The following is a 16,166-nucleotide window of genomic DNA, read 5'->3' on the forward strand; positions in this document are numbered from 1 at the left end:
CAGTTTCGTTTATGGAAGCGCGATTAGTTTTTCACCAGCAATACTTCTTCTACAGAAGCGTATGGCAGGTTGTGAGCATCTGCAACCGCTTTGTAAGCCACTTTTCCGTCGATGACGTTTACGCCTTTCGCCAGAGCGCGGTTGTCGCGGATCGCTTGTGCGTAGCCTTTGTTCGCCAGTTGAACAGCGTATGGAACCGTTACGTTCGTCAGCGCCAGAGTGGAAGTGCGAGCTACCGCACCAGGCATATTCGCTACTGCGTAATGGATCACGCCGTGTTTTTCATAAGTCGGGTTGTCATGCGTTGTGATGCGGTCGATCGTTTCGATGGAACCGCCTTGGTCGATTGCCACGTCTACGATCACGGAACCAGGCGTCATTTCTTTTACCATCGCTTCTGTTACCAGGCGAGGAGCGCGTGCGCCAGGGATCAGAACAGCGCCTACGAGCAGGTCTGCTTTTTTCACTGCGCTTGCGATGTTGAAAGAGTTGGAGATCAAAGTTTGTACGCGGCCTTGGAACAGGTCATCCAATTGGCGCAGACGATCTGCGTTCACGTCGATAATCGTTACGTTTGCACCGAGACCAAGCGCCATTTTCGCAGCGTTCGTACCTACGATACCGCCACCGATGACAACGACTTCGCCTTTTGGCACGCCAGGTACGCCACCGAGCAGCACGCCTTTGCCGCCGTATTGTTTTTCCAGGAATTGCGCACCGATTTGTACGGACATGCGGCCCGCAACTTCGGACATCGGCATCAAGAGCGGCAGTGCGCCGTTGTCGAGCTGGATAGTTTCGTACGCGATTGCGATTACTTTTTTATCGAGCAGCTCACTAGTCAATTCAGGCTCTGGAGCCAGGTGGAGGTACGTGAACAAGATCAAACCTTCACGGAAGTAGCCGTACTCGGCAGGAAGTGGTTCTTTTACTTTCATGACCATGTCAGCGGCCCACGCATCTGCTGCGGTCGCGACAATCTCAGCGCCTACTGCTGTGTAGTCTTCGTTGGTGAAACCGCTGCCAAGTCCTGCACCTGTCTCTACGCGAACAGAGTGTCCGTTTTGTACGAGGGCTGCTACGCCTGCTGGCGTGATGGCAACGCGATTCTCGTTATTTTTAATCTCTTTTGGAATGCCAACGATCATGATAGGTAGTCCTCCTTGGAAACGCCGATTTAATGAGAATACTAACATTGTACAGCGTTTACACGGGGCGTTTCCTTGGGGATTCCTTTAATTTTGCCATCCTTCTGTTTGTGAAAATCCACAAACGAACTACTGTTCCTGATCGAGCTTCGCCATTTTCAACTCCAGGTAGAGGGCGGCCCGCTGGTTCATGTTCTCCAGATCGACCCGCATGATCTCCTCAATCCGCCGCAATCGGTAGCTCAATGTGTTGATGTGGATGTGCAGGCGCGAGGCGGTCACGTTCACCTTGCCTGCCGCGTCCAGAAACGTTTCCAATGTCTGCAACATCGCCGTCTGATTGTCCCGGTCGTATTGCCTGAGCTTTTCCAAGCGCTCGTTTTCATAGCCTTGCTCCGCCTCCCACTGCTTCAGTTGCAGGAGATAACGGTAAATGCCCAGCTCGTGATAGCCGTAGATGCCTTCGTTTTCCTTGGGAAACAGCTTCTTGATCTTGAGCGCGTGCAGCGCCTCCCTGTAGCTTTTCACAATCTCTGTATACGTCGACTGATAGCCGAGTCCGTAGCCTGCAATCACCTGTCGTCCTTCTGTGACATGGGCTTCCAGCTTGCCGAGCGAGTCGGCCAGAAACTGCTCGACTTTGCGGACGAGGACTTCCCGCACGTCTTTTTTGACACTGCCGTCAAGGCCGATCAGCAAAATGATCTGCGAACCGTCGACAACCCACAACAGCTTGTCGCGCATGAGCAACGGGTACAAATACTGGTCGAGCCGCGCACCTGCCGCTTCAATAATGCAAATCAAATAAGCGGTCGGAAGCTGCATTTGCAGGCTGTCAGCTTTTTGCCGGATCGTGCTTTCGCTTTTGTGGTTGCCGAGCAACAGCTCCCACAAAAACTCCTTGCGCCGCTGCTCCTCCGCCTTGCGCTTCCCTTGCCGCTGCATGAGCCTTGAGACGGCTACCCGTGCCGCCTGACGCAAAATCTCGTCATCCTCGCGCGTGATCGGCCGATTTACTTCCTGCGCCCATATGTACCCGAGCACGTCACTGCCGCGCCTGATCGCGATCGCCACACGCTTGCCCAGGCCGACCTCATCCTTGGCCGGAATATGTACAGGGTCGTCTTGCGTCAACAGCTCCTGGAACACGCCGTCCTTCCACAGGCGGGTCAACACCTTTTCCGGCACCCGCCTGCCCATGATGGTCGACCAGCGCGCCTGATCGGTGCTGTCTCCGTGGGAGCTGTAGGCAATCAGTTTGTGATCCGCATCTTCAACCGTAATCGGGTTTTGCAAAAGCTCTCCAATCACATCGGCTAGTTCGTCTATATCGGCATGCTGATACTGTTGAAAATAGTTAGGCTCAACGGACACATTTCCACCTCTTTACCGCGCATTCGTACGTGTCCTTTTATTATACAAGAAAGCGTAAGCAGGGCGCACTTTTTCCCGCTTGCCGGGCGCTCGCGCTACTGGTCTTTTTCTGCAGCGGAATTGACGCACAAAAAACGGACGACTTCCCCGGTACGATTCAGCCAGTTGTGCGGTGTAGTCGAGTCCATGTGAATGCTGTCGCCCGGATGCAAATCGTGCTCTTCCTCTCCCAGCAACAGCGTCAATACCCCTTCCAGCACGTAGACGAACTCCTGCCCTTTGTGGGCAAAAGGCGTTCCGCTGTCTTCGTGGGGCTGCAATGTGACGAGGATCGGTTCCAGCAAGCGATTCGCCAAATCGCCAGACAAGTCCTCATACACGAAAGGAAAACCGCTTGGCAGCGCAGGCTTTTGCCCGCCTCTGCGCACGCGATCGCTCTGCGCCGAATGCTTTTCCGAAAAGAAATAGCTCGGACTCACTTCCAACGCCTCGGAGATTTTTTTCAGCGATTCCAGCGTAATCGACGATTTTCCCCGCTCCACCTGGGACAAAAAGCTTATCGAGAGTTCCGTTTTTTCAGATATTTGTTTCAGTGTCTTTTTTTTGCCAAGCCGCAGTGACTTGATCAAGACGCCAATCGTTGGTTCCATCCGCTATACCTCAAATCTCGCAAGATAGGTCTATCATACCGCTTGCGGGAAAATGGTGCAAAACGCTGTTGCGATGAATCCTTTTATCTTTTATAATCTTTACTATTATCAGACAAAAAGCGTTTTCACTTTTTTTATGAGCGGAAATTGAAGTGACGCTTCAATTCACGAAACGAAGGTGTCCCCCGCCCGCTGCTACTCGCACTCCAACGCCATTCTGCAAAGCATCGTCATTTACACACCAAGGGAGGATCTGCAACTGATGGCACTTCAACCACAAGCGGGAGTTTCCAAACAGGTTCAAAACAAGGCGTTGATCGCCAGTTTGATGGGCAGCTCCATCGAATGGTAGCACGCTTCCTGAAGAGCAGTTTTTGGCCTGGGGCTGGCGCGTTCCGTTCATTTTGAGCGTTGCACTCGTGTTTGTGGGACTGTGGATTCGCAACGGCATTGATGAAACAAAGGATTTGGATTTTGACAAATCCTGACCGAAAGGATGAGAGTCATGCTCATTTTGAGCCGGGAAAATATCGAGCAAATCTACACGATGAAAGATTGCCTGGAAGACGTGGAACACGTTTTTCGCGAGCATATGCAAGGAAACGTAACGACTCCGGTGCGCACCGCGGTTGACCATCCCAAATACGATGCGACCAGCTTGTACATGCCGTCTTACTTGGCGAGCGATGATTACGTCGCGGTGAAAATCATCAGCATTTTTCCGCAAAACCATAAACACAACATCAAGTCTTTGCAAAGCGTCATTGTGCTGACGGAAGCCAAAACGGGGCAGCACGTCGCCATGATGGATGCCAGCCTGCTGACCGTCATGCGGACCGGGGCGAGCAGCGGTGTCGCCACCAAGTATTTAGCCGCAGAGGATGCGGACAGCTGCGCGGTGCTTGGCTGCGGTGCCCAGTCGCTCGGGCAAATCCAGGCTGTCATGGAAGTACGGGCGCTGCGCCATATTTACTTGTACAACCGGACGCGAGCCAAAGCTGATGAAATGAAACAAAGCCTGCTGGCGCTCTATCCGGATTGGCACGGAGAGATCACGGTGGTGGAAAACGCCGACGAAGCCGTCTCGCTTGCCCGGATCGTCATTTGCAGCACCAAGGCGACCGAGCCGCTGTTTGCCGCTTCCAGCCTGCGTCCTGGTACCCATATCAACGCAATCGGCGCGTTCCTGCCGCACATGCGGGAAGTCGATTCGGCCACCGTACAAACCAGCAAAGTCGTCGTCGATACGCTGGAAGGTGCCGAGCACGAAGCTGGCGATTTGCTCATTCCAATCGCGGAACAAGAGTGGAGCTTTGCTCAATTGCACGCTGAACTGGGAGAAATTTTGATCGAGCAAAAGCCGGGGCGGGAAAATAACGCAGAAATCACGCTCTACAAATCGGTCGGAGTCGCTTACCTGGATACAGCGGTAGCCAAGACCGTGTACGAGCGGGCAAAAGCTGCCGGAATCGGCACTGCAGTCTCGTTATAGAACCGTACAGCCGCCAAAGCGCTTCAAGCTTGGCGGCTGCTTTTTTGCTTACAGCAGGCGGGTGATGGCATCGAGTATTTGCTCTTTCTGAAAAGGCTTGACGACAAAGTCGCTCGCGCCAGTCTTCATGGCCTCCAAAACCTTTTGCCGATGCCCGACTGCCGAACAGATCAACACTTTGGCATCCTGATCGTAATCGAGAATCTCGCGCATGGCCTCAATTCCATGCATGTGCGGCATCGTGATGTCCATCGTCACAATGTCCGGCTTCAGTTCCTTGTATTTCTCAACAGCCTCCAAACCATTGCACGCTTCTCCGCAAATCTCGTGTTGCTCGCCTAGCATATCTGTCAACATCCTTCTCGTGAAGGCTGCGTCGTCTACAATCAGCAACCGGGCCATGGTGTCCTATCCCCTCACATCTCGCTCGCATTTCTCTCTATTACTTTTGCAGAAATCGCAAGCCTTGTCCACGAGAGAAAATGACTTCTTTTGTCGAAATGAACATTCGGCGTTTTCGACGTTTACGGACGAAAACCGATCGGCTCCGTGGTTTCGCCTGAGCCTTGTTCACCTGTTGCTTGCCCCGCTACTACTTTCGCTGCCTGCGGACTCTCGGGCTTGGGATGAGGAGTAGTCTCTGTGATCTCTGGCAAATCGACTTGCCGTACTTCATCCGGTATATCCGGCTGCGGGATTTCCACGAAATCCTTCTCCATGCGAAAACGCCTCCCTTTTTCTCTGCTTTTTGCCTTAATAGGCTGTCCTGATCTTGCCTTTCCATGCACCCCCACTCCCGTCATTATTTTCCTCATTTTTTCATCGCGCTACTTTTCCGATATAATAGGAGTGCACTTGTTTACCGTCTCACGATCGAACGCTTGTTTTTTAAAAGGGGAAATTTTTCCATGCCAAAGCTGAAGCCTTTTTTCGCCCTGTTTACCTTCCTGGTTGTCGGGCTGCTTCTGCTCATTACCAGTCAGTTTTTTACCAGCATGAAACATTTGGACGAAGTGATCAATGACCGCGGGCCTTCTTCTGAAATATTGCGCGTTGCCTTGTTGCTGGAAGGGCCAACCTACGATCAGGGCTGGAACAGCAGCGCGATGGAAAGCATTACGGAGATGCAGAAAAGGTTCGGCTTTTCACTGGAGATTGCCAACAATATCAAAGCCGATCAAATCACGAATGTGGCGCAAAAATACGCAGCAAACGACTATGATCTCATTTTGGGGCATGGGGTGATTTTCTCCGAGCCGTTTACCAGTGTCGCACGCAAGTATCCGCAGACCCGCTTCATCTCCTTCAACGGTGAAGCCCCGCATTCCAACCAGACGACGATTCGCTACGACATGAAGCCTGCCGGTCAGCTCGTCGGCATGCTGGCGGCGAAAATGTCCCGCACGGGCAAAGTCGGCTATATTCTGGTCGACAAGCCGCCGGAAATGGCTCAGGCGGAAGGCTTTCGCGCAGGAGTCAAAAAAGCTGCGCCCAACGCGGAAATCGTGATCGGGAAAGTATCCGACTTCAATGACATTGAAAATGCCGTACAAAAAACGCGCGAGATGATCGCTCACGGTGTCGATGTCATCTACACCACCGGAGACAGCTTCAATCTCGCCGTCATTACCGAAGCACAGCGCTCCAAGGTGTATACGATCGGCTATATCGCCGACCAGCGCTACATCGCGCCGGACTATGTGCTCGCTTCCCTGGTGCAAGACGTGCGGCAATGTTATCGCATTATTTTCGAGCAGTACATGGCAGACAGACTCCCGAGCGGCAAGGTTGTCTACGGTCTGGCCGAAGGCGTGAACCACTTCAGTCCGTTTGGCCCGATGGTGCCCCCGGAGGTTCGCGCAGATATTGAACGGGAATTGCAGCACTTTATTTCTTCCCGTGGCTCGTTTGGAGGTTAATTGGCATGTCCCTGTTCAGCAATCTTGGATTTCAGAAAAAAATGATGCTCAGCTATCTCGTCATGATGCTGCTGATCGGCTGCGTCACTACCCTGTTCAGTTACCATATGACAAAGGTTACTTCCGACGAAGTGCACCTGACTCAAAACGTTTTGCCGCAAACGAGCGCTCTTTTAGAGGTCAAAAACCAGATATACACCAAGACATTCGCCCTGAACATGTACACTTTGACCCGCGACGAGTCTTATCTCGACCAGTATTACACCAATTTGATCGACACATCCCGTTTCGCCTCGCTGACGAAAACAGAGGAAAACAGCGGCTTGTTCTCCATTATTGAATCGATTTCCAAGCTGGATTTTCTGTTTTTGAACAAAATCAATCCGCTGCTCAAGGCAAACAATGTGCCCGCTGTCAGCTATGTGCTCAGCCAGGAAGTCCAGCCGTTGATCAACCAACTGGAACGTGAATTGTCGTTCTCGCTCAATCAACTGGAGTACAAGACAAACAAAGAGTTTCAGCATACAAACGAAAGCATTCGCGTATCGCTGATTCTTACTTACACGGTTTCCGTAGCTGCGATTTTGTTCGGGTTTTTCTGCACCTTTTACTTCCGCAACGAGCTGCTTCGTCCCATCGAGTCGCTCATGAAACAAGTACGCGAGGTGTCCAAAGGGACGTTTGGCCAGCAAATTATTTATACCCATCATGACGAATTTAGCGAGTTGGCCCAGGAGTTCAACAAAATGTCGAGCAATATCGCCAATTTGTTCGCCCAGGACGCCATGCAGCGTCAAATTTTGACGGAAGAAAAAAATATTCGCGAGCAGATTCTCAACTCGCTTCCTGTCGGGATCATCACGCAACCGCACGCCGGGGCGAGCATCCACGTCAACAAACTGGCACAGCATCTGGTCAAAGTCGACGAGGCCGGGTATCCGATGTCCAAAGCCGCTTCGTTCACGGCGTCAACAGACAGCGAGGATGCCCCCTGGTTCGTCAATCGCAAAATGACGCTGTACAAGCAGGATGACTCGCCGTTTACCGCTCTCGTCTCGTATGTGCCGCTGCACAACCAAAAGCACGATCAAGACTCGGGCTGGATGGTCGCTTTTCTCGATATTACGGAGCAAGAACAACTTCAAGAATACTTGAACCAATCGGAAAAACTGGCGATGGTCGGGCAGCTTGCAGCCGGAGCAGCGCACGAAATCCGCAACCCGCTCACCGTTATTTACGGCTTCATTCAATTGCTCGAACAGCGCTTGTCCGATCAGGAGCGGGATCGCTACTACCTGCCGCTGATCTTGCAGGAAATTGAGCGGGTCAACCGGATTGTGACGGAGTTGTTGATGCTGTCCAAGCCGTCCAAGCCGGACTATCGTGAAGTGAATCTCGCAGGTGTCGTCCACTCGATTCTGCCGCTGATGAATGCCGAAGCCATGCTGCACGGCATCCAGATTGTCGACCGCTGTGCGCCCAATATTCGCCTGCACGTCGATGTGGAGCAGCTGAAACAAATTTTGCTGAATCTGATGAAAAACAGTATTGAGGCCATGAAAGAAGGCGGCATTCTTTTGATCGAAAGCCACCTGGACGATAAAGCCGTGCATATTCATGTAAAAGATACGGGTGAAGGGATTCCGGCGGAGTTTCTCGTGCGGATTTTTGATCCATTCTTCTCGCTGAAAGAAGACGGCACCGGACTTGGCTTGCCGATCTCGCGCCGCATGGTGGAAAACCACGGCGGCGACCTGCAAGTAAAAAGCAAGCTGGGGCAAGGAACAGAAATCATCATCACGCTGCCCCTCGACCCAAAAGTGGACTGAGTTACGCTGTTTACGCGTTAGCTGGCGCGATCCGCTCCTGACCGCGCTCGTCCAGCCAGGCGAACATGTTTCGTGTATACTTTTCGATTTCTTCTCCGACGAACAGATGGCTGGCCCCTTCCGCCAGCCATTTTTCGTGCCAGACGCCAGCCTTTTGCAACGCGGCTGCCAGCCTGTGGGCATGCTCGACGCTCACATTTTCATCTTCTGTGCCGTGGATGATCAACACCGGACAAGCGATCTCGCCTGCGCGATACAGCGGGGTGCGGTCGCGGTACGCTGCTTCCTGCTTGGCGGGATGGCCAATCAGCCTGCGCAACATTCTGCGCATGTCCACCCGCTCTTCGTACGTCAAAAACATGTCGCTGACCCCGCTCCAAACGACAGCAGACAGCAAGCCCTTGCATTCCATCGCCGCAAACAAAGCCATCACCCCGCCGCGGGAAAAGCCGTACGCGCTGATCCGCCGGGAATCGACGATGTTCAGCTTGCGCAGCAGCTCGTAGGCTGAAAAGACGTCCTGCCGATCTGCCCCGCCAAATTCGTCCCGTCCCGCACAGCCTTCATTCCCCCGATAGTGCGGGGCGAGAACGACATAGCCAAAGGCAGCCATCTGACTGATCCGCTCCGGTCTGACCCGTCCGATTCCTTTGATCCCGCCGCGGCAATAAAGCAGCGCGGGAAGCCTTGTCTCTTCCGCCAGAAAATGCTCCGGCACCGCCAAAAGCGCTTTGACCAGCAGATCGTCGCTATAATAGCTGACCGTATAGAGCGCGACCCCTGAGACGACGCTCTCTTCCGGCGCAAAAGCGACAAAGGGGGCAAAATCAACCTGCATCCTGCTCACGATTCCTCTCTCTGCTGCCCCGGCGCCAGCTTTTCCACAAGGAACTGCATGGACGGCGACAGCCATTTCTTTTTATGATGCACCACCTGAATGAAAAACGGAGGCTTGTCGCTGCGAAAAGGCACGCCAGCCAGCAAGCCTTCCGCCTGTTCTCTTTTCACAGCCATGGACGGCAAAAGCGCCACCCCCAGACCGCAGCGCACGCACTGCTTGATCGCTTCCGGGTTGCTGAACTGGCAGGCGATTCGCGGCGTTATTCCTTGCTCGCCAAGCACCTCCGTAAGCATCCCTCTGTACGTGCAGCCTTCTTCGGTGAGGATAAGCGATTCGCTCGCCAAATCGCGGGCTGTCAGCACAGGCAAGCTCGCAAGCCGATGCTCGGGAGGCATGACGATCACCAGCTCCTCCTGACGAACGACCTCTGCCACCAGCTCCTTGTCTGTACAGCGGCGATCGAAAATGATCCCGATGTCCAGGTAACCATCGCGAAGCTGCTGCAAAATCACCTCTTCACTCGCCGTCCGCAGCACGAGATCGACCGCCGGATATTGCTCACGGAAGCTTTGCAAGTACGGGGGCAAAAAGAAAGCAGCAAGCGTATCAATCGTGCCAATCGCAAGCGGGCCGCTCGCCTGACGGTTCACGATGTCTTTAGATTCCCCATATAGCCGGATCATTTCCCTCGCATACGGCAACAGTGCTTCTCCCGCCTGAGTCATGCGCAGCCTGCGTCCGTAGCGCTCAAACAGCGGCACTCCATAAGATTGTTCCAGCTTTTGCATCTGGGCAGTCACTGTCGGCTGCGCATAGCCAAGCTCCTCCGCCGCCCGCGTAAAGCTGCCCCATCTGGCTACCTCGCGAAACGTATGCAAATACACCAGCTCCATCGGCACACCTCCTGTTCAATCATAGAAATCACTGATGTTTATTATCAAATAGTATAGATAACTGTGATGATTCGATCAATGCTAAGCTGAAGTCATCCCGAATCAAGGAGGAATGAACGTGTCTGTCGTATTGCAAATTCCGGCCGCGACCCCGGCGCAAGCCCATCGCCATTTTCTCGCCAAGCTCTCTTTGGAAACAGACGTATCAGATGTCTGGAATGACCTGCAAAACGGCGTGGCGGATTATATCATCGTCGATGCCCGCAGCGAAAAAGCGTATCAGGAGTGCCACGTACCTGGCGCCATCTCGTTGCCCCACGCGCTTATCAGCGGGGAAACCACTGCGTTTTTGGATCGCTCCAAGCTGTTGGTCGTCTACTGCTGGAGCCCTGCGTGCAACGGTGCGGCAAAAGCGTGCGCCAAGCTTGCGGAGCTTGGCTTTTCCGTCAAGGAGATGCTCGGCGGGATGGAATATTGGCAGCGTGAAGGGAATCGGATAGAAGGAAGCATTTTGCCGGAAAAAAATCCTCCCCGTCCGCTTTTCGCTGAATAGGCGAGCAAGCATTTTGCATCACACGCCGGGAATCGTTACCTTTGTCACCTTATCCAAGAGCTACAGGTGCAAAGCGTGGAAAGCGGACAAGTGACAGCGCAAAAGAGCCCTCCTGCACGAAGGGCTCCTTGCTTTGTTTAGGCTTTGGCTTTGGTTTTAGTTGCCGTTGGCGACGTTGGGGACTTTGCTGCGCTCCGCTTGCCAGGAAAGCTCCTGCACGAGCTGCTCCACAGAATCTTGCAGCCGCTGCGCCGCTTCTTCCTCCAACGGGTTTGCCCCGTCCTCGCCTTTTTTCACCAGCGAATCGAGGATAAAGGCACCCGCCAGCAAATGTCTTGCGCCCAGTGCGGACAAGACTGGCTTGAGAGCGTAATCGATCGCCAGCAGATGGGCGATCGTCCCGCCGATTGCCACGGGCAAAATCACCTTGTTCTCCAAAGCTTTTTGCGGCAGCAGATCCAAATACACTTTCAGCACACCGGAATACGCCGCTTTGTAAATCGGGGTCGCGATGACGAGCGCGTCTGCCTCGGCGATCCGCTCGTTGGCCTGTACGATAGCGGGACTGTCAAAACGAACGTGCAGCAAATCGTCCGCAGGCAAGTCGCGCACATGAACCCAGTCTGTTTCGTGTCCAGCTTCCTGCAACAATCGATCTATGTAGGTCAGGACGGTGTCCAGCCTGGAGCCTGCATAGGGACTTCCTGATACAATCACGAGTTTTGCCATAGCTTGATCTCTCCTTTTTTATTTGGCAAGCAGCGATGTCCCTGCCTGCCGCGCAAGTTTGTCGATTCCCTCAGTTCCTGTGCCGCATCGGGCGTTTGGCCCGCTTCCTTTTCCCCGATCCGTTCTTGTTGCGCTGAATCCATGCCAGCCCTGCGGCTTTTTACCCGCTGTAATGCTCCCGCCATTTGAGCCATTTTTTCTCCAGGTAGCGCACCAGCGAATCCGTCGCCTTGCCGACCAGCGCAAAGATCACGATTCCTACAAACACAATGGACGTTTGCGAAAATTGGCGCGCATCCATAATCAAGTAGCCGACCCCTTCGCTCGAACCCATCAATTCTGCCACGACCAGTCCCAGCCAGGCAGCACCCAGAGACAGCCGGACACCGAGCAAAATATTCGGCAGCGCCGCCGGGATAATCAGCTTGGTAATTTGCTTCCAGCGGCTGAACTGCAACACTCGGGCGACGTCAAACAGCTTGGCGTCAACACTGCGTATCCCGAGGAACGTATTTACGTAGAGCGGAAAAAATGCTCCTTTGGCAATCAACAGCACCTTGGACAGCTCGCCGAAGCCAAACCACAAAATAAACAGCGGAATCACCGCCAGATGCGGAATCGTCCTGAGCATTTGCACCGATGGATCGAGCGAATGCTCCACCCGATTGGAAAAGCCTACCGCCAGTCCTGCCAGCAGTCCGATCGCTCCGCCGAGCAAAAAGCCTGTCGCCGCCCGCATGATGCTGATTTGCAAATGTCCAAGCAGCTCCCCGCTCGCCAAAAGCTCGCCCGCCGCAGTCAAAATTTGCAGCGGCGTCGGCAGCATGGTCGCCGACACCATTCCCAATTCGCCTGCCGTCTGCCAGACGATCAGGACAACGACGGGCAGGATCAAGCCTTTTAACCAGATCGCCAGTTTGGTGCTGTTGCCTGCCCTAGCTTTTGCTTTCGTCGGCAGGACGGGTTTGGCCGAAGCGGTCGCGGCGACCGAGATTCCCTCTGCTTGATTGCTCATTCTCTTTCACCTCCGTCAAATCCCTGAGCTATCGACCAATTCCAGTTCGTCCACCTTTTCGAACTCGTTCAAGACGAGATGGCGCAGCTCCTGAAAGGAACGGTTTGCCTTTTTCCGGGGAAAAGGCAGATCGACAGGAACGATGCGCTTGATGGAGCCCGGGTGTGCGTTCATGATCACGACCCGGTTGGCCAAGTAGATCGCTTCGTCGATATCGTGTGTCACGAAGATCATCGTCGTCTTGTTTTCCTGCCAAATGTCGAGCAGGACTTCCTGCATGTGTGAGCGGGTAAAGGCATCCAGCGCTCCGAACGGTTCGTCCAGCAAAAGCACCCGGGGATTGCGCAAGAGCGCACGGGCGATCGCCACCCGCTGCGCCATGCCGCCAGACAGCTCGCGCGGATACGACTTGGCAAATCCTCCGAGTCGGACGAGCTGGATCAGCTCATCTACGCGCTCGCGAATCGCCGGATTTTTGAGCGACAGGTTGGCGGCGATGTTTTTTTCCACCGTCAGCCAGGGAAAAAGCCGCGGCTCCTGAAAAATGAAGCCTTTGTCGATACCGGGACCGCTCACTGGCTGTCCGGCAAGCCTGACGCTCCCGGCGTATTCCGTGTCCAGCCCCGCGACGATTTTCAGCAGTGTGCTCTTCCCGCAGCCGCTCGGCCCGATGACGGTGAGGAACTCGCCTTCCTTTACAGTCAGCCGGATGTCGCGGAGCGCCTGCGTCGCTCCTTTGGACGTCTCGAATGTCTTGTCGAGTCGGGTGATCTCCAGCAGCGCGGTCATACGCCGACTCCTTTTGCCTGCTGTCGTTGCTCCAGCTTCTGTTTGACGACAGGCAGCAACAGCTCGCCAGTGATCGCCGCTTCCTCCAGATGGGGGTACCCGGACAAAATAAAAGACGAGATGCCCAGATCGATGTATTCCAAAATGCGTTCTGATACTTGCTCAGGGGTACCTACCAGCAGGACGGCACCGCCGCCGCGCACGGTCGACAGGCCAGACCACAGATTGGGACCAATCACGTAGTTGTCTTTTTTGGAGCCTTCCCGCAGCTCATTTTGCCGTTTTTGGCCGATGGCATCCGTGTGGCTGAACCGCTGGCCGGACTGCTGGAGCGCCTGCGGATCTACCTTGCTGATGATTTCCCACGCTTCTTTCCACGCCTCTTCCTCCGTCTTGCGCACCAGCACCTGGGCGCGAAGTCCGTAGCGCAGCTCGCGGTCGCGGCCAAGCTCTCGCTTCAGCTCCTCCACCTCGGCAATCTGCTGGCGAATCCACTCCAGCGGTTCCGCCCACATCAAGTAGACATCGGCTGTCTGAACCGCAACCCTTTTGCCTGTGGGCGAGCTTCCCCCGTAGTAGAGCGGCGGGTGCGGCTGCTGCACGGGACCAGGCAAGCTCGCCCCTCCCTTGATCTCATAAAAGCGACCGGAATAGTGAAGCGGCTGCGCTCCCTGCTGAGCGGTCTGGTTGCTCGCCAAAAACCGCTCCGGCTGGGCGTACGAATTTGTCCAGACGCTTTTGACAATCTCCAGAAACTCCCGCGTGCGCTCATAGCGGCCGTCGTGATCGTGGGCGAGCGGGTCACCCGTGGCGAGCAAATCTTGCGGGCTGCCGCCTGTCACGACATTAATCAGTGCCCTGCCGCCCGACAGCTGATCGAGCGAAGCAGCCATCCTCGCAGCCAGCACAGGGGCGATCAGCCCGGGACGCATGGCGACCAGCGGCTTGAGCACCTGTGTATGGGCAGCGATCGTAGCCCCGACGATCCAGGAATCGATGCAAGCTCCGCCAGTCGGAATCAAGGCAAAAGTAAAGCCTGCCCGCTCGGCTGTTTGCGCCACCTGAACCATGTAGTCAGCAGTCGACTCGCGCTCCGGCTCGACGCCGATATACTTGCCGTCTCCCGTCGTTGGAATAAACCAGCCAAATTCGGCTTGTTGCTTTGATTTCCCCATCGGCTCCACTCCTTTGAATTGATTTGGAATGAAAAAGAAGGCACAGTCGCGGTCATCTCCGCAACTGTGCCTCCAGTTTTCTGGTTGGCAAAACTCAATAATTCACACTTGATTAGTCGGTATTGTGCGCAATCGTATCATCGGCTTCCAGCGGCTGTCAATAGGGTCAACAAAAAATTTGCTCCGCTATTCCGGCTATTCTTACTATATTGCATATTGGGATTGACTCTTCTCCCATTTGTTGCTATCATCCATTTCATACTTTGCAACTCGGAATTATCCTTTTACCGACCAGACCACTGGAGGTCTCCTTCCAACAGCGAACGATTGCTGTTTGGGACGAGGCCTTTTGTGCGTCCTGCACTCCCAATTTTTCTATGAGGTGATACACATGGGTAACCAAAAACGCACGCTCCACCTGAACTTGTTTTTGTCGAGCTTGGGTCATCATGAGGCGGCATGGCGCCATCCTTCCTCCCGCGTGGAGGATATCATCGACTTTTCCCACTTTCAGCGGCTGGCGCAAAAAGCGGAGCAAGCCAAGCTGGATTCCCTCTTTTTGGCCGACCGCTACGCCACCTCGCGCAAAGCTGTCAAGTACGGGGCGATCAGCGGACTGGAACCGCTCACCCTCCTGTCCGCTCTCGCCGTCGTGACCAGCCGGATCGGGTTGATCGCTACGGTCTCCACGAGCTTCAACGAACCGTTCAACCTCGCCCGCCGCTTTGCTTCCCTCGACCATCTCAGCAAAGGCCGGGCGGGCTGGAACATCATCACGTCCGGAACAGATGGCGAGGCGCAAAATTTCAACTGCGAGCGAATCCCCGAGCATCACCTTCGCTACGAACGGGCGGCAGAATTTCTCGATGTCACTCTCAAGCTGTGGGACAGCTGGGAGGCCGACGCGCTAATCCAGGACAAAGCCTCGGGCATTTACGCAGACAACAGCAAGGTGCACGAGTTCAACCACAAAGGCAAGCATTTTGCCGTGCGCGGCCCGCTGAACTTGCCGCGCTCTCCCCAGGGACGGCCACTGCTCGTCCAGGCCGGATCTTCCGAGGACGGAAAAGATTTCGCCGCCCGGTATGCCGAAGCCATTTTCACCGCACAGCAATCGCTGGCGGACGCCCAGGCGTTTTACGCGGACGTCAAATCGCGCGTCGCCCGCTACGGACGCTCCCCAGAACAAGTCGTCATCCTGCCTGGCATTTGCCCGATCATCGGCGAGAGCGAGGCAGAGGCAAAAGAAAAAGAGGCGCAGTTGCACGAGCTGACGCATCCCGCCTACAGCCTGCTGCAACTATCCAATCGCATCGGCTACGATCTGTCCTCCTACCCATTGGACGGCCCGCTGCCCGAGCTTCCCGCAACGGAACAAATCGCCGGGCATCAGAGCCGCGCCCAGCTGATCCGCGATTTGGCCGAGCGGGAAAGCTTGACGCTTCGCCAACTGCTGCTTCGTCTCGCCGGAGGTCGCGGCCATCGGACGATCGCAGGCACTGCCGAGCAAGTGGCGGACGAGTTGGAGGCGTGGTTTACCCAAGGCGCGGCAGACGGCTTCAACATCATGCCGCAGTTGACGAACGGAGGGCTGGAGGACTTCATCGACCAGGTCGTGCCGAAGCTGCAACAGAGGGGGCTGTTCCGCACAGAGTACACCGGGCACACCTTGCGCGAGCATTACGGGCTGGATGTTCCAGCCAATCAGTTTGCCAGTGCGCCACAAGTCCATTAGGACACCCATAGACCCACAGAAAAG

The 16,166-nt window shown here is 54.8% G+C and carries 17 protein-coding genes; 5 read left to right on the forward strand and 12 right to left on the reverse strand.

The genetic code is table 11. From position 1 onward, the window contains the following. Nucleotides 1–23 precede the first annotated feature (23 nt). The 3 genes from ald to M2298_RS12810 all read right to left on the reverse strand — a co-directional run bounded on the left by ald (nucleotide 24) and on the right by M2298_RS12810 (nucleotide 3,172). Nucleotides 24–1,148 carry an alanine dehydrogenase gene (gene ald / locus M2298_RS12800; protein WP_280648588.1) on the reverse strand — a complete coding sequence of 375 codons (1,125 nt, stop codon included), beginning with the start codon at nucleotides 1,146–1,148 and terminating at the stop codon, nucleotides 24–26. A gap of 129 nt (nucleotides 1,149–1,277) precedes the next feature. Continuing rightward, nucleotides 1,278–2,522 carry a PucR family transcriptional regulator gene (locus M2298_RS12805; RefSeq protein WP_173596685.1) on the reverse strand — a complete coding sequence of 415 codons (1,245 nt, stop codon included), beginning with the start codon at nucleotides 2,520–2,522 and terminating at the stop codon, nucleotides 1,278–1,280. Between the two features lie 95 nt (nucleotides 2,523–2,617). Then, nucleotides 2,618–3,172, reverse strand: a complete 555-nt coding sequence (locus M2298_RS12810; RefSeq protein ID WP_217022207.1) for a helix-turn-helix domain-containing protein — start codon at nucleotides 3,170–3,172, stop codon at nucleotides 2,618–2,620. A 505-nt stretch (nucleotides 3,173–3,677) separates the two neighbouring features. On the opposite strand from M2298_RS12810, the gene M2298_RS12815 reads away from it, so the two are divergent. Then, nucleotides 3,678–4,664, forward strand: a complete 987-nt coding sequence (locus tag M2298_RS12815; protein ID WP_280648589.1) for an ornithine cyclodeaminase family protein — start codon at nucleotides 3,678–3,680, stop codon at nucleotides 4,662–4,664. A 48-nt stretch (nucleotides 4,665–4,712) separates the two neighbouring features. On the opposite strand, the gene M2298_RS12820 is transcribed toward M2298_RS12815, so the two are convergent. Then, the gene (locus tag M2298_RS12820; RefSeq protein ID WP_122964375.1) at nucleotides 4,713–5,066 is read right to left on the reverse strand and encodes a response regulator; all 354 of its coding nucleotides are present in this window, start codon (nucleotides 5,064–5,066) and stop codon (nucleotides 4,713–4,715) included. A 122-nt stretch (nucleotides 5,067–5,188) separates the two neighbouring features. Next, the gene (locus M2298_RS12825) at nucleotides 5,189–5,383 is read right to left on the reverse strand and encodes a hypothetical protein (protein WP_122964374.1); all 195 of its coding nucleotides are present in this window, start codon (nucleotides 5,381–5,383) and stop codon (nucleotides 5,189–5,191) included. A gap of 189 nt (nucleotides 5,384–5,572) precedes the next feature. Between M2298_RS12825 and M2298_RS12830 the strand changes: the two genes are divergently transcribed. Together M2298_RS12830 and M2298_RS12835 are read left to right on the forward strand one after the other, a co-directional pair. Then, entirely contained in the window at nucleotides 5,573–6,583 is a 1,011-nt protein-coding gene (locus M2298_RS12830; RefSeq protein WP_173596683.1) for a BMP family ABC transporter substrate-binding protein, read from the forward strand. A gap of 5 nt (nucleotides 6,584–6,588) precedes the next feature. Then, entirely contained in the window at nucleotides 6,589–8,412 is a 1,824-nt protein-coding gene (locus M2298_RS12835; RefSeq protein ID WP_122964372.1) for a sensor histidine kinase, read from the forward strand. A gap of 10 nt (nucleotides 8,413–8,422) precedes the next feature. Here M2298_RS12835 and M2298_RS12840 read toward each other — a convergent pair whose 3' ends face one another. Both M2298_RS12840 and M2298_RS12845 read right to left on the reverse strand, forming a co-directional pair. Continuing rightward, nucleotides 8,423–9,250, reverse strand: a complete 828-nt coding sequence (locus M2298_RS12840) for an alpha/beta hydrolase family protein (RefSeq protein WP_280648621.1) — start codon at nucleotides 9,248–9,250, stop codon at nucleotides 8,423–8,425. Between the two features lie 5 nt (nucleotides 9,251–9,255). Then, nucleotides 9,256–10,146, reverse strand: coding sequence for a LysR family transcriptional regulator (locus M2298_RS12845; RefSeq protein ID WP_173596682.1), 891 nt, complete (start codon nucleotides 10,144–10,146; stop codon nucleotides 9,256–9,258). 118 nt (nucleotides 10,147–10,264) lie between these two features. Here M2298_RS12845 and M2298_RS12850 point away from each other — a divergent pair, with 118 nt between their 5' ends. Beyond that, the gene (locus tag M2298_RS12850) at nucleotides 10,265–10,699 is read left to right on the forward strand and encodes a rhodanese-like domain-containing protein (protein ID WP_280648590.1); all 435 of its coding nucleotides are present in this window, start codon (nucleotides 10,265–10,267) and stop codon (nucleotides 10,697–10,699) included. A gap of 156 nt (nucleotides 10,700–10,855) precedes the next feature. Here the strand turns inward: M2298_RS12850 and ssuE are convergent, their stop codons facing one another. The 5 genes from ssuE to M2298_RS12875 are packed head-to-tail and all read right to left on the reverse strand — an operon-like array spanning nucleotide 10,856 to nucleotide 14,407. After that, a complete protein-coding gene (gene ssuE, locus M2298_RS12855; RefSeq protein WP_280648591.1) occupies nucleotides 10,856–11,428 on the reverse strand; it encodes an NADPH-dependent FMN reductase in 573 nt (190 codons plus the stop codon). Beyond that, nucleotides 11,413–11,571 carry a hypothetical protein gene (locus M2298_RS12860; protein WP_167470291.1) on the reverse strand — a complete coding sequence of 53 codons (159 nt, stop codon included), beginning with the start codon at nucleotides 11,569–11,571 and terminating at the stop codon, nucleotides 11,413–11,415. The genes ssuE and M2298_RS12860 overlap by 16 nt, the downstream gene beginning before the upstream one ends. Before the next feature lie 17 nt (nucleotides 11,572–11,588). Next, on the reverse strand, nucleotides 11,589–12,443 hold the full coding sequence (locus M2298_RS12865; RefSeq protein ID WP_122964366.1) for an ABC transporter permease: 855 nt from the start codon (nucleotides 12,441–12,443) through the stop codon (nucleotides 11,589–11,591). A 15-nt stretch (nucleotides 12,444–12,458) separates the two neighbouring features. Further along, a complete protein-coding gene (locus M2298_RS12870) occupies nucleotides 12,459–13,232 on the reverse strand; it encodes an ABC transporter ATP-binding protein (RefSeq protein ID WP_242774405.1) in 774 nt (257 codons plus the stop codon). Then, nucleotides 13,229–14,407: an LLM class flavin-dependent oxidoreductase gene (locus tag M2298_RS12875; protein WP_280648592.1), complete on the reverse strand. Its 1,179-nt coding sequence runs from the start codon at nucleotides 14,405–14,407 to the stop codon at nucleotides 13,229–13,231. The genes M2298_RS12870 and M2298_RS12875 overlap by 4 nt, the downstream gene beginning before the upstream one ends. Nucleotides 14,408–14,798: 391 nt before the next feature. On the opposite strand from M2298_RS12875, the gene M2298_RS12880 reads away from it, so the two are divergent. Continuing rightward, nucleotides 14,799–16,142, forward strand: a complete 1,344-nt coding sequence (locus M2298_RS12880; protein ID WP_280648593.1) for an LLM class flavin-dependent oxidoreductase — start codon at nucleotides 14,799–14,801, stop codon at nucleotides 16,140–16,142. The last annotated feature ends 24 nt before the right edge of the window (nucleotides 16,143–16,166 follow it).

It is taken from the genome of Brevibacillus sp. 1238 (assembly GCF_029892995.1).
In the GTDB taxonomy this organism is placed as follows: domain Bacteria; phylum Bacillota; class Bacilli; order Brevibacillales; family Brevibacillaceae; genus Brevibacillus; species Brevibacillus parabrevis.